The sequence below is a fragment of the Cupriavidus sp. GW823-FHT06D04 genome (genome assembly GCF_058795055.1).
Window position 1 is genome coordinate 249470 of sequence record NZ_JBXAHL010000004.1, and the last position, 13438, is coordinate 262907.

The window sequence follows — 13438 nt, forward strand, 5'->3', positions numbered from 1 at the left end:
CCTACCCCCCCCCCCCCCCCCCCCCCCCCCCCCCCCCCCCCCCCACCCCGCCTCACGGGAAAACGGGTTTATGACGAAAAACGATGACGTGCTGGTGACAGGCGCCTCGGGCTTTCTGGGCTCGGCGGTGGCGCGCAGGGCGCTGGCACGCGGCTTCCGGGTGCGCGTGCTGGTGCGCCCGCAGAGCCCGCGGACCAACCTGGCCGGGCTGCCGGTGACCGTGGCGGAAGGCGACATGCGCGACGCCGGCGCGGTGGCCGCCGCGCTGCAGGGCGTGCGCTACCTGTTCCATGTGGCCGCCGACTACCGGCTGTGGGCGCCGGACCCCGAGGACATCGTGCGCACCAACGTCGACGGCACCCTGGCCGTGATGGAGGCTGCGCAGCAGGCCGGCGTCGAGCGGGTGGTCTATACCAGCAGCGTGGCGACGCTGCGCGTGGCCGGCGCGCGGGCGCCGGTGGACGAGACCGCGGCGCTGCGCCCGCACGAGGCCATCGGCGCCTACAAGCGCAGCAAGGTGCTGGCCGAGCGCGTGGTCGAAAAGCTGGTGGCCGAGCGTGGCCTGCCGGCGGTCATCGTCAACCCGTCCACCCCGATCGGCCCGCGCGACGTGCGGCCGACGCCGACCGGGCGCATCATCGTCGAGGCCGCCACGGGCAAGATCCCCGCCTTTGTCGATACCGGCCTGAACCTGGCGCATGTGGATGACGTGGCCGAAGGGCATTTCCTGGCGCTGGAACGCGGCCAGGCCGGCGAGCGCTACATCCTGGGCGGCCAGGACGTGATGCTGCAGCAGATGCTGCGCGACATCGCGCAGATGTGCGGCCGGCGCCCGCCGACCATGCAGCTGCCGCGCTGGCCGCTGTACCCGCTGGCGTACGGGGCGGAGGCGGCGGCGCGCTTTACCGGCAAGGAGCCGTTCATCACTGTAGATGGACTCAATATGTCCCGGTACCGGATGTTCTTTACATCAGACAAGGCGCGCAAGGTGCTGGGCTATCAGCCGCGGCCATACCAGGAGGGCTTGCGGGACGCGCTGGAGTGGTTCCGGGCGCAGGGGTATCTCGACAAGCGCTAAGCTGGCACGGCACGCTCAGGACCGCACCGGCGCCTGCGCCCGGCCCTTCCACTGCCCGCCGCGCCGCAGCCAGTAGCGCCGTGCCGAGTCGATGGTCGCCCCCAGGTAGAACAGCGCCGTGACCGGCAGCAGCGGCGCCAGCCACGCCGGCTGCCGGTATTCGCGCAGCATCGGCAGGTAGGCCAGGGTCATCGCGCCCCAGGCCAGCCATGCCGGCCACAGCCGCCAGCCGAGCGCCAGCACCGGCGGCACCAGGTAGGTCAGCGCCATGCCCGCCACCGCGCCGCCCAGCAGCAGCGGCGAATAGCGCAGCTGGGTGTAGGCGCTGCGCGCGATCATGTCCCACAGGCTGCGCCAGTCGTTGTAGGGCCGCAACGACACGCTGTCGTCGGCCAGGTCCAGGCGGATCGCGCCGCCGGGCTTGATGCGCGAGGCCAGGCTGCAGTCGTCGATCAGCTCGCCGCGGATGGCGGCAAAGCCGCCAATGCGCGCCAGCGCCGCCCGGCTGGCCAGCATGCAGCCCCCGGCCGCGGCGGCCACGCGGCTGCGGCCATCGCGCACGCGGGCGAAGGGGTAGAGCTTGGCGAAGAAGAAGACAAAGGCCGGCACGATCAGCCGTTCCCAGGCGGATTCGCAGCGCAGCCGCACCATCAGCGAGACCAGGTCGCGCCGCTCGTGCTCGGCGCGCGCCACCAGCGCGGCCAGCACGCCGGGGCCGTGCCAGATATCGGCATCGGTCAGCCAGACGTAGCGGGCCTGCGCGGCGATGCGGTCGGCCGCGGCCAGCCCTTCGGATTGGGCCCAGACCTTGCCGCTCCAGCCGGCCGGCAGCTCGCGGGCGCCGATCACGGTCAGCCCCCGCGGGCGCGCGGTGGCCGCGGCGGCGGCGCGGGCGATATCGGCGGTGCCGTCCTGGCTGTGGTCGTCCACCACCACCAGCGCCAGCCGGCCCGGGTAGCGCTGGCCCAGCACGCCGGCCACGGCGCGGCCGATCACCTCGGCCTCGTTGCGGGCTGGGATGACCGCGACCACGTCTGGCCAGGCCGCGGGATCCGGTGCGGCAGCCGGCTTGCGCACGCGCCAGAAGCCGGCACGGGCAAAGATCAGCACCAGCCAGACCGCCAGCGACAGCAGTGACAACGCCAACGCAAGGTGCATGGGCCGGCCCTATTTGACGAAGCGCCGCGCCAGCCGGGCCAGCCGCGGCACGGTTTCCGGGCGCAGCAGGCGCGCGTCGTAGCCGGCCATGCGCCGGTCGTTCTCGGCCAGGCACAGGTCGATCATCGCGCCCGGCGTCAGGGCTTCGCCCAGCGCCGCGGAACCGTTCATGGTGAAGTTGGCGTCCTGGGCCACGCCGTCGGTGTCGATGCCGCGCGCAATGCCGATGCGCTCCCAGACCAGGAAGGCCCACACCCGCGCCACCTTCAGCGCAAACAGCGGGCGGCGCCACCACGGCAGGTTGCGCCGGTACCAGGCGGCCCAGTTGACGAAGAACAGGATATGGCGGCCTTCCTCCTGGATCACCGGCTCGAAGGTCTCGACCAGCTCGGCGGGGAAGAAGCCCGAGCGCCTGGCCGCGGCGAACAGGCCGAAGGCGAAAAAGCTGTCGATGCACTCGCTGTAGCCGGTGACCAGCCAGCCCCATTCCGGATCGTCAGGTGGCGGGTAGTCAGGCTCGGGCGCGAGCGCGATGCCATAGGCCTCGACCAGCTTCGACAGCACCACCTTGTGGCGCGCCTCCTCGCCGCCGTCCATTTCCAGCGCGCTGCGCAGCAGCGGATCGCCGACGGTATCGGCAAAGGTCTTGACGCGGATCGAGGCGCGGCCCTCGGTCTGCACGGCGATGTCCCAGATCGGCAGCGAGGTGACGCGGTGCAGGGCCTCCGGCGACAGCTTCGGCCAGTCGATCACGGTGGGTTTGTAGGGGTTGTGGGTCTGCAGCAGCATATTGCAGAACGTCTGCAGGTGCTGCGGGGAGCCGATGCGCACCGGCCCCGGGGTGGGGTCGGTCCAGTGGCGCATGGTATGGTCGGCCTGCTCGACGGCAGTGCGAGCGACCGTATCGGCAACCGCGATGGCGCGGGCCTCGGCATCGGCGGCGCTGTTGCGCGGCGGCGCGGCCGCCGCGTTGCCAGCAACCTCAGTGGTCTCGGACATTCGGCCCCCCTGGCGTTGGATTGCCCGGGGGTCATTGTAGCGAGGCGCGCCGGCCGGCGCACCCCGCAGGCTACGGCAAGGTCAGGCGCGGTAGCTGACCGGCCCGCGCGAGCGCATGTCCAGCGCGTAGTAGCACACCGTCAGCAGGACCAGCCAGCCCGGGCCCACGTACAGCGCCACGCGGGTCTCCGGGAAGTAGGCCATCAGCGCCACCACCAGCGCCAGGAAGGCCAGCGCGATGTAGGAGCCATACGGCCAGAACGGCATGCGGAAGGCCAGCGCCTTGCGCTCGGCCGCCGACAGGCTGCGGCGGAAGTTGATCTGCGTGACCAGGATGATGGCCCAGGTCCAGACCGCGCCGAAGGTGGAGATCGCCGTCACCCAGACAAAGACCTGCTCCGGCACCAGGTAATTGAGCAGAACGCCGCACAGCAGCGCGGCGATCGACACCAGCAGCGCGCGGCGCGGCACGCCATTGCGGTCGACCCTGGCAAAGGCCTTGGGCGCCTGGCCCTGCTGCGCCAGGTTGTACAGCATGCGTCCGGTGCTGAAGATGCCGCCGTTGCACGACGACAGCGCCGCGGTCAGCACCACGAAGTTGATGATGCCGGCGGCGGTCTTGATGCCCAGCCGCTCGAAGGTCAGCACGAAGGGGCTGCCCTGGGCGCCGATCTCGTTCCACGGGTACAGTGCCAGGATCACGAACAGCGCGCCCACGTAGAAGATCAGGATGCGCCAGAACACCGAGTTGATCGCGTCCGGGATCGACTTCTTCGGGTTGCGCGCCTCGCCGGCGGTCAGGCCGATCATCTCCACGCCCAGGTAGGCGAACATCACCATCTGCAGCGACATCAGCACGCCGGAGGCGCCGTTGGGCATAAAGCCGCCGTGCGCCCACAGGTTGGAGATGCCGGTGGCGACACCGCCGTTGCCAAAGCCGAACACGATCATCGCGCCGCCGCCGAACAGCATCAGCACGATGGTGACGATTTTGATCATGGCGAACCAGAACTCGAACTCGCCATAGGCCTTGACCGCCATCAGGTTGACCGAGCCCATCGCCGCCAGCGCGGCCAGTGCCCAGATCCAGCGCGGCACGTCGGGGAACCACATGCCCATGTAGATGGCCACGGCGGTGATTTCCGCCACGCAGGTCACCAGCCACAGGAACCAGTAGTTCCAGCCGGTCAGGTAGCCCGCCAGCGGGCCCATGTGGTCCTGCGCGTAGCGGCAGAAGGAGCCGGCCACGGGGTTGTGCACGGCCATCTCGCCCAGCGCGCGCATGACCAGGAAGATCACCGCGCCGCCGATCAGGTAGCCCAGCATGATGGCGGGGCCGGCCATCTTGATGGCATTGCCGGCGCCCAGGAACAGGCCCACGCCGATGGCCGAACCCAGCGCCATCAGCCGGATATGGCGTTCGCCCAGGCCGCGTTGCAGATGTTCTGCGCTTGCACTCATGTGTCGTTGTCTCCGTGTCATCTGAAAGGCCGCGCCGGCCTTCGTGGGGCCGGCGGGAGCAGCTATTTTCTCGTCCGCGGTGGGCCGCAAACGGAAAATAGCGGGCAGGTTAATCAGATAACGGGGGTATTTGTTGCTGAATTCGTCGTGAAAATCAGGAAAGATTGCTGGCGATGGGAGCGGCGATACCCCTGCGCGCAATTGTGTGGCTCGATGGTCCTGCCGTACTGGCACGGGAGCGGCCCCCCCTCCGGCTCAACTTGACACGTCGGTCGCCATCCCGATCCTGAAGGAGGAGATCGAGGCCGCGCGGCAGTCCTGAGCTTCCGCGATTGAGCAGTTCAGCCCAAAGCCTGGACGCCGGCTGAGCCTCGGTAGCTATGAGGTTTACCGGACCTGGATGATGGTCGAAGCCAATCCTGCGATCGAGCCCTTTACTGAACGCCCAGCTCGAATTGCCGGTCCGGGCGGCGACGTGATTGACTTCTGGGTCCGCGTGTGCGAAGTGCCCGTCAGTGGCTATCGCGCAGCCCCAGCACGTTTGCGCCGATCCTCGGGTCGATGCCGCGTTCCAGTTGCTGCGGATAGGCCGTCACCGTCACTTCCAGCGATCCGGTGCCGACCTCCATCGACAGGATGTGGCCGCCGTACGTGTCGAAACTGCTGTCGCCGGCCACGCCGTGTGCATGAATCGACGGCTTGCCTTCTTTCCAGGCCAGGCTGCCGACGATGCTGGCCATCTCCACGTTGCGGAAGGTGCGCGGGTTGAACTGCTTCTTCGCGGCATCCCAGAAGCCGAACGTGACGTTGGCGAAGCCGATCGCGGACAGGCTTGCGCTGGGCACCTTCTCGCAGATGGCAAAGGCTTCGATCTGCTCGAAGACGTTGTCGCCCATGCGCAGCACTAGCAGGTAGCCGGTGGGGGTCTTGATGTAGCGCGGCACGCTCTCGCGCGGGTAGTTCGGGTTCTGGGCACGGGCGTCCAGTGCCGTCCTGCATTCGGCGGATGGCGCCGGCTGCGCCGCGGCTGGCGCGGGCATCAGGGCGAGGCCGCCAACGGAGGTGGCCGCTGCGAGGATGGCGAGCGCCTGGCGGGCGCGCAGGGTTATGCGAAGGATCATCTGTAGTCTCCTGTCTGGTTTGTTTGCGGTTGGGTTTGTGGCTACGGCAAGAAAATTACGGAGCAGGCGGATGCGGCGGCAGCACGATGTGCCGCCGTCCATATGGACTTCGATGCGGACTCGGTCCACGAACCGGAGTCGGCGTACTCATAAAACATGCGCGGTACCCGCTGCCGGGCGAGCCGACGCAGGTCCTCGATCTCGTTGATGGATGACATCTTGTGTCCTGCAAGGAAGGGAAGCGGCGCGCGGTTGGCCTCAATGCAGCCATGCGGCCGGCACGAGAATCAGCTGCGGGAACAGCACGAACAGGAACATCAGCGCGGTCAGGCTCAGCAGGAAGGGCCAGACGCCGCTGATCACGCTGTCCAGGCTGCACCGGGAAGTGCCGGCCACCACATTGAGCACCGTACCGACCGGCGGCGTCAGCAGGCCGATGGCATTGTTGAGTACGAACATCACGCCGAAGTACACCGGGTCGATGCCCGCCTTGGTGATCACCGGCATCAGGATCGGCGTCATGATCAGCACGGTCGGCATCAGGTCGAGCGCGGTGCCGACCACGATCACCAGGACCATGATCACGAACATCAGCAGGATCTTGTTGTCGATGAACGGCTCGAGCAGGTCGGTCACCTGTGCCGGGATGTTGGCGATGGTGATCAGCCACGCCGAGACCAGCGCGCACGCCACCAGGAACAGCACCGTGCTGGAAGTCTTGGCCGCGGTGACGATCAGATCCGGCAGCGCGCGCAGCTTCAGCTCGCCGTAGACGAAGCGGCCGACCGCCATGGCGTAGACCACCGCCACCACGGCGGCTTCGGTCGGCGTGAAGGCGCCGATCTTCATGCCGCCGATGATCACCACCGGCAGCACCAGCGCCCACACGCCGTCGAGCGCGGCCTTGGCCAGGCGGCGCGCACTGAACGGTTCCACCGGCGCCAGCTTCTCCTTGCGCGCGCAGAAGTGCCAGGTGACGGCGAGCGTCAGCGCCATCATGGCGCCGGGCGCGATGCCGGCCAGGAACAGCTTGGTGATCGAGACCTGCGCGACCACGCCGAACACGACGATGGCGATCGACGGCGGGATCACCGGCGCAATGATGCCGCCCGCTGCGATCAGGCCCGCGGCGCGCGGCACGTTGTAGCCGGCGTTGCGCATCATCGGGATCAGCAGCGCGGCGACGGCGGCGGTATCGGCCACCGCCGAGCCGGAGATGCTGGCCACCACCGTGGCCGCGATGATCGCCACGTAGCCCAGCCCGCCGCGCACGTGCCCGACCGCCGCATTCGCCACGCGCACGATCCGTTGCGACAGCCCGCCGGCGTTCATCAGCTCGCCGGCCAGCATGAAGAACGGCACCGCCATCAGCGGATAGTTGTTGACGCCCTCGAGCATGTTCTGCGCGAGGATCTGCGTATCGAAGTTGCCCAGGTGCAGCATCAGCGCGACACCAGAAGCGAGCAGCGCAAAGGCGATGGGCATGCCGAGCGACATCGCGCCCAGCAGCGAGCCGACAAAGACAAAGATGGTCATGATGGGCTCCTCGCGGTCATTCGCCGGTGGCGCCGGACTGCGGCACCAGTTCATGCTGCGGCATGCGGCCGCTGACCAGCCGCCACAGCCCGTGCAGAAGAATCGCCGCCATGCCGACGCTGCATACCAGCAGGCAGGCATAGACCACGCCCAGCGGCACGCCGGTGACGGGGGCACGGTCGTCCATGCCGATCGCCACCAGCTGCCAGGCGCCGTGCGCCAGCAGCAGGCAGCAGCCCAGCGCGCCTGCATCGGCCAGCAGGCGGCAGGCGCGCTGGCCGTTTTCCCCCAGTCGCGAGACCACCGTGGACATGCCGAGGTGAGCCTTGTCGTGCATCACCAGCAGCGCGCCGGTCAGCGTCAGCCACATGAAGATGAAGCGCGAGGCTTCCTCAGAGAAGGCAATGCCGGAATTGAAGACGTAGCGCAGGACCACGTTGCCGAAGACCAGCACGATCATGGTGGCCATCATGGCGACCATGGCGCCCTGGGCCAGGCGGAGCGTAATGCGGTTCATGATTTGGAGCTCCTGGTTGGACGGGCGTCAGCGCAGGCTCGCTGCGGGCGCCTCGATCCGGTAAAAGCGCATGGCGTTGTCGTGCCACACCGCTTGGGCGGCGGCGTCGGGCAGGCATTCCAGCCCCGCGGCCACGGTGTTGACGATTTCATGCAGCGATGCGCGCAGGCCGGAAACCGGCAGATTGCTGGCGAACATGCAGCGCTGCCAGCCGAAGATTTCCAGCGCCTGCTGGATCACGCCGACATTGCCGGCGCGGTCCCACGCCGCGCCGGGCAGGCCGAACTCGGACAGCTTCAGGTGCACGCCGGGCAGGCTGGACAGCGCCGTGAGTCCGCGGCGCCAGCCGCCCAGGCCGGCTTCCGAGCGGTCCCACGGCAGGCCGGTGTGCTCGACCACCACCGCCAGTCCCGGCACGGCCGCTATCGCCTCCGCGGCTTCCTCAAGGTGCCACCAGGGCACGCGCAGGTCCCACGCCAGACCATGCTCGGCCAGCCGCTGCAGGCCGGACTGCCAGCGCGGATCCTGTAGCGTGCCCGGCTGCCCGCGCACGCTGCCATCGGCGGTGCGGCTGGTGCGCGGCTTGCACCGCACGCTCCGCACCAGCGGGAAGGCCTGGTGCGCGCGCAATTGCGCCGCCAGCGTGTCACTGTTGAAATCGGCATGCGCCACCACTGCATTGGGAAAGCCGTGTCGCGCGTGGACCTGATGCAGCCACGCGGTCTCGGCCATCGACTCGTCGGCATGCCGTTCGGCTTCGACATGCACGCTGGCGGCCAGGTGCAGCCCGTCCCACTGCCGCAGGTAGTCCGACGGATCGAAGTCCTGCCGCAGCGTGGCGTAGTCGCCAAGGAAGAAGGCGGCAGGGTCGTATCCTTCCTGCAGCCAGGGGTAGCGCGCCGTGCCGAGCCGCCACAGGTGGTGGTGGGCGTCGACGATGGCGGTGGGTAGCACCGGCATGGCTCGTCCTCCTACCGCTGGGCGTCCATGGCGCGCAGCACGGCGTCGCCGTTCTTCTGCACGAACAGCTGGCGCGTTTCCTCGCGCACTACCTTGCGGATGCCGGAGTTGTCGGGATGCTCGTTGACCTGCACGCCCTTGGCGCGCAGCGTGGCGATTGCGGCCGCTTCGTTGTCGGCGTTGAGCTTGCGCTGGTAGTTGGCGGCGGCCGCGGCTTCTTCCAGCAGCACCTTCTGGTACTCAGGCTTGAGCGAATCAAACCTGGCCTTATTCATCAGCACCACCAGCGCCGTATAGGCGTGGCGCGTCATCGAGATGTACTTCTGCACCTCGTACATCTTGGCCGACACCATCAGCGTGGGCGGGTTTTCCTGGCCGTCCACCGCACCGGATTCCAACGCGCCGAAGACCTCGGCGAACGGCATCGGCTGCGGGCTCGCACCCAGCAGCTGGAAGGCCTTGATATGCGAAGGGTTGGGCGTGGTGCGGATCTTCAGGCCGCGGATGTCCTCGGCCTTGTTGATGGGCCGTTTGTTGTTACCCAGGCTGCGGAAGCCGATTTCCCAGAAGGCCAGGCCCTTGATGCGGTGCGCGCCCAGCTCGTCGAGCAGCGAGAGGCCCACCGCGCCGTCCAGCACCTTGTAGGCCGACGGGCCATCCTCGAACTGGTAGGGCAGGTCGAGAACGTTCAGGCGCGGCACCAGACCGGTGACAAAGGGATTGCCGGTGGCACCGATGTCGATGGTGCCGCTGCGCACGCCCGTGACCAGCGTGGTGTCGTTGCCGAGCTGGCTGTTGGCAAAGACCTGGATCTCGACACCGCCCTGCGTGCGCTCCTTGACCTTCTTGCTGAAGGCCAGCGCGGCCTGATGCTGCGAATCGGTTTCCGGAACGGTATGGGCAAAGCGCAGCTTGACGGGCGTCTGCGCGGCGGCCACGCCGGCGACGGACAATAGCGCCGCCAGCACGATATGCGGGATAACGTGTTTCATGGTGTCTCCTGGTTTGTCATGCGGCCCGGTCGGGTATGCCGGGCTCTGTGCTGCCCCGTGCGGGGGCGGGTGTTTCGCGCGATCTACAGAGAGGCCTGCAGCATTGCCGTGTAGTCTTCGGCGCTGGCCACGCGCGGGTTGGTCTTGTGGCAATGGTCGGCCAGCGCGTAGTTGATCGCGCGGGGGAACAGGGCAGGGTCCACACCCATCTGCCGCAAGCCTGCCGGCAGGCCCAGGCGCTGGTTCATGTCCGTGATGGCCGCGCCGATGGCGCCGGCGTCGGGCAGGCCCATGGCCTGCGCGATGCGCTCCAGCTTGGCCTCTGCCTGCATCGACGGCGCGTCCGCATTGAAGCGGATCACCGCCGGGAGCAGCACCGCGTTCAGGGTGCCGTGGTGCAGCGTTGGCATCAGCCCGCCGAGCGCATGGCTCAGGCTGTGCACGCAACCCAGGCCTTTCTGGAACGCCAACGCGCCCTGCATCGACGCGCTCATCATCGCCAGCCGTGCGGCACGGTCCTGTGGATCGCGCCGCGCGCGTTCGATATGTAGCCAGGCGCGGCGCAGGCCATCCAGCGCGATGCCGTCGGCCGGCGGGTTGAAGGCCGGCGCCATGAAGGTCTCCAGGCAATGCGCGATGGCATCCATGCCGGTGGCCGCGGTCAGCATCGGCGGCAGGCCCAGGGTCAGCTCGGGATCGCAGATCGCCACGCGCGGCACCAGGTAAGGCGACAGCACGCCCACTTTGCGGCCGTCGTCGAGGATCAGCACCGCGCCGCGGCCGACTTCGCTGCCGGTGCCGGCAGTGGTGGGGATGGCGATCACCGGCGCGGTCGCAGGCGTGATCCGCGCCACGCCGCCTTCGATCGCGGCGAACTGGCGCAGCGGGCCGTCGTGCGTGGCGCACACTGCCACGCCCTTGGCCAGGTCGATGGGCGAGCCGCCGCCCACCGCGATGATGCCGTCGCAGCGGTAGTCGCCATAGAGGCGCACGGCTTCGCGCATGGCGGCTTCGGTCGGGTTGGACGGCGTGCCGTCGTAGATCACGGCTTCGCAGCCAGGGCGCAGCTGCTCCAGCACGCGCTGGACGATGCCCGCGGCCTTGACGCCGGCGTCGGTGACCACCAGCGGGCGCGTGATGCCGATGCGTTCGCATTCCTGGGCCAGCAGCCCGATCGCGCCGAAGTCGATCTGGATCTGGGTGATGTAGTTGATGAGGGCCATCTTGTCTCCGTGCTGTGTGTGGTGTGCCGGGCGCCGCAGGCGGGCCGGCTGCATTGGTGACGAAGTCTAGAAACAAGGCCCGCAGGTAACAACGTGGATTTACTTGAAGGGAGCCCAAGAAAAATTCACAGCAACGAATGCCTAGTTTTTCTTGAAACGGCGCTGAGATTTTCTCGTTTTGCGGCGCGCCACGCGGGCCCTAGACTGGCGCAGACCAGCCGGATTCCGGACCACCGCCCGCACATGCCGGGCCTCCTCCACACCAACGACAACCATGAGACAACCGATCCTGATCGAGCGCGACGCCCAGGTCGCCACCATCACGCTGAATAACCCGGACAAGCTCAATGCCATGGACCTATCCATGTGGCAGGGCCTGACCGAAGCCATTCAGGGCCTGTCTGCCGACGACACGCTGCGCTGCGTGGTGCTGCGCGGCGCCGGCGACAAGGCCTTCGCCGCCGGCGCGGACATCGCCGAGTTCGACACCATGCGCGCCAACGCGGCGCAGGCGCAGCAGTATGGCGAGATCACCAACGCCACCATGCGCGCCATTGCCGAATGCCGGCACCCGACCATCGCGCTGATCCAGGGCGCGTGCGTCGGCGGCGGGCTGGAGATCGCCTCGATGTGCGACCTCCGCATCTGCGGCGAGTCAAGCCGCTTCGGCGTGCCGGTCAACCGGCTCGGACTGGTGATGTCGTATGGCGAACTGGGCGGGCTGGTGGCGCTTGCGGGGCCGGCGACCGCGCTGGAGATCGTGCTGGAAGGCCGCGTGTTCGATGCTGCGGAGGCACTGGAAAAGCGCCTCGTCAACCGAGTGGTGGCGGATGAGGCGGTGCCTGACGAAGCCTACGCGACAGCACGCCGCATTGCCGCCGGCGCGCCGCTGGTGGCGCGCTGGCACAAGCAGTTCGTGCGCCGGTTGTCGGACCCCACGCCGCTGCGTCCGGAAGAGCATGCCGAGTCCTATGTCTGCTTCGATACCGAGGATTTCCGTATCGGCCACCGCGCCTTTATCGACAAGACCCGGCCGCAATTCGTGGGCCGTTGAAAGCACCTTTTTTCCAAGCACCGTGGCACCGTCATTCCCATGCGGCTGCCTCAACCTCAGGTGGTATCCATGAATTTGCCGTTATCGAAAATCAAGGTCCTGGACGTCAGCCAGATCATGGCGGGTCCGTTCTGCTGCATGCTGCTGGGCGACATGGGCGCCGATGTTATCAAGGTCGAAGCGCCGGGTGCCGGCGACCAGACCCGCAAGTCAATGGGTTTCCGGCTCAAGGGCGATGACAGCGGCGGCTTCCTGGCGCTGAACCGTAACAAGCGCAGTGTCGAGATTGACCTGAAGAACCCGGCCGGCCTGGAGGCTTTCTATGAACTGGTGCGCGGCGCCGACGTGCTGGTGGAAAACAACCGCCCGGGCGTGGCCGCTCGTTTGAAGATCGACTATGCGGTGCTGCGCGAGATTAACCCGCGCCTGGTCTACGCGAGCATCTCCGGCTTCGGCCAGACCGGACCGTGGTCGCGACGCCCGGGGCTGGACCTGATCGCGCAGGCCATGTCAGGCGTGATGAGCGTGATGGGCCATCCGGACGCGCCGCCGGTCAAGGCTAGCGTGCCGATCGCCGACCTGGGGGCCGGGCTGTTCACTGCCTATGGCGTCCTGAGCGCGCTGATGGGGCGCGAGCATACCGGACAGGGACAATATGTGGATGCGTCGCTGTTCGAGACGGCGCTGGGGTTGTCGGTATGGGAGTCGGCCGAGTTTTGGGGCACCGGCGCCGTGCCGGTACCGATCGGCAGCGCCAACCGCATGAGTGCGCCGTACCAGGCTGTGCGCGCCGCCGACCGGCACTTTGTCATCGGCGCGGCCAACCCCAAGCTGTGGGCCGCGCTGTGCGAGGTCATCGAGCGGCCCGACCTGCTTGCCGATCCGCGCTTTACCGACAACGCCGCCCGCATCCGCAACCGCGCCGCGCTGATTCCTGAAATTGAGGCAGAATTCGCGCGCAAGCCGGCGGCGGAGTGGGTGGATGCGCTGCTGGCGGCTGGTGTGCCGGCGGCACCGATCTTCACCTACGACGAAGCGCTGGCCAGCGAACAGGCGGTGGCGCGGGACATGGTGCTGGAGATCGATCACCCGGTCGAAGGGCGGGTCAAGGCGCTGGGGTTCCCGGTCAAGCTGAGCGGCACGCCGCAGCAGGTGCGCTATCCGGCGCCGTTGCTGGGCCAGCATACCGATGAGGTGCTGGGCGAGTTCGGCCTGGACGCGGCCACCGTCACGCGGCTGCGTGCGCAGGGGGCGTTCGGCGCACCGGCCCGGGCACAGGAACTGGAACGCGGTGCCGCCTGAGCGCACCGCGGTCATCATCTATACCGATAAAAGACAG

At 68.1% G+C, this 13438-nt stretch carries 13 protein-coding genes; 3 read left to right on the forward strand and 10 right to left on the reverse strand.

What is annotated here, in order from left to right; all coding sequences use genetic code 11:
• Positions 1 to 70: 70 nt before the first annotated feature.
• The gene (gene hpnA / locus AC1Q7H_RS09110; RefSeq protein WP_153953303.1) at positions 71 to 1078 is read left to right on the forward strand and encodes a hopanoid-associated sugar epimerase; all 1008 of its coding nucleotides are present in this window, start codon (positions 71 to 73) and stop codon (positions 1076 to 1078) included.
• A 15-nt stretch (positions 1079 to 1093) separates the two neighbouring features.
• Here hpnA and AC1Q7H_RS09115 read toward each other — a convergent pair whose 3' ends face one another.
• From AC1Q7H_RS09115 to gbd, 10 genes are all read right to left on the reverse strand, one after another.
• On the reverse strand, positions 1094 to 2236 hold the full coding sequence (locus tag AC1Q7H_RS09115) for a glycosyltransferase (protein WP_013953777.1): 1143 nt from the start codon (positions 2234 to 2236) through the stop codon (positions 1094 to 1096).
• Positions 2237 to 2245: 9 nt separating this feature from the next.
• On the reverse strand, positions 2246 to 3235 hold the full coding sequence (locus AC1Q7H_RS09120; RefSeq protein ID WP_492377951.1) for a ferritin-like domain-containing protein: 990 nt from the start codon (positions 3233 to 3235) through the stop codon (positions 2246 to 2248).
• Between the two features lie 81 nt (positions 3236 to 3316).
• Complete coding sequence (locus AC1Q7H_RS09125) at positions 3317 to 4696, reverse strand: amino acid permease (RefSeq protein WP_492381132.1); 1380 nt, start codon at positions 4694 to 4696, stop codon at positions 3317 to 3319.
• A 512-nt stretch (positions 4697 to 5208) separates the two neighbouring features.
• Positions 5209 to 5817 (reverse strand): PPC domain-containing DNA-binding protein, encoded by a 609-nt coding sequence (locus tag AC1Q7H_RS09130; RefSeq protein WP_492381133.1) that lies wholly within the window; start codon positions 5815 to 5817, stop codon positions 5209 to 5211.
• Between the two features lie 41 nt (positions 5818 to 5858).
• Positions 5859 to 6035 carry a hypothetical protein gene (locus AC1Q7H_RS09135; protein ID WP_153953306.1) on the reverse strand — a complete coding sequence of 59 codons (177 nt, stop codon included), beginning with the start codon at positions 6033 to 6035 and terminating at the stop codon, positions 5859 to 5861.
• A 40-nt stretch (positions 6036 to 6075) separates the two neighbouring features.
• A complete protein-coding gene (locus AC1Q7H_RS09140; protein ID WP_153953307.1) occupies positions 6076 to 7353 on the reverse strand; it encodes a TRAP transporter large permease in 1278 nt (425 codons plus the stop codon).
• Between the two features lie 16 nt (positions 7354 to 7369).
• Entirely contained in the window at positions 7370 to 7870 is a 501-nt protein-coding gene (locus tag AC1Q7H_RS09145) for a TRAP transporter small permease (protein ID WP_013953770.1), read from the reverse strand.
• A gap of 27 nt (positions 7871 to 7897) precedes the next feature.
• Positions 7898 to 8830, reverse strand: a complete 933-nt coding sequence (locus AC1Q7H_RS09150) for an amidohydrolase family protein (RefSeq protein WP_114133179.1) — start codon at positions 8828 to 8830, stop codon at positions 7898 to 7900.
• Positions 8831 to 8841: 11 nt separating this feature from the next.
• Entirely contained in the window at positions 8842 to 9822 is a 981-nt protein-coding gene (locus tag AC1Q7H_RS09155; protein ID WP_492381134.1) for a DctP family TRAP transporter solute-binding subunit, read from the reverse strand.
• A gap of 83 nt (positions 9823 to 9905) precedes the next feature.
• Positions 9906 to 11045: a 4-hydroxybutyrate dehydrogenase gene (gbd, locus tag AC1Q7H_RS09160; RefSeq protein WP_153953309.1), complete on the reverse strand. Its 1140-nt coding sequence runs from the start codon at positions 11043 to 11045 to the stop codon at positions 9906 to 9908.
• A gap of 274 nt (positions 11046 to 11319) precedes the next feature.
• Between gbd and AC1Q7H_RS09165 the strand changes: the two genes are divergently transcribed.
• Both AC1Q7H_RS09165 and AC1Q7H_RS09170 read left to right on the forward strand, forming a co-directional pair.
• Positions 11320 to 12099: an enoyl-CoA hydratase-related protein gene (locus AC1Q7H_RS09165; protein WP_013953766.1), complete on the forward strand. Its 780-nt coding sequence runs from the start codon at positions 11320 to 11322 to the stop codon at positions 12097 to 12099.
• Between the two features lie 69 nt (positions 12100 to 12168).
• Positions 12169 to 13401: a CaiB/BaiF CoA transferase family protein gene (locus AC1Q7H_RS09170; RefSeq protein ID WP_013953765.1), complete on the forward strand. Its 1233-nt coding sequence runs from the start codon at positions 12169 to 12171 to the stop codon at positions 13399 to 13401.
• The last annotated feature ends 37 nt before the right edge of the window (positions 13402 to 13438 follow it).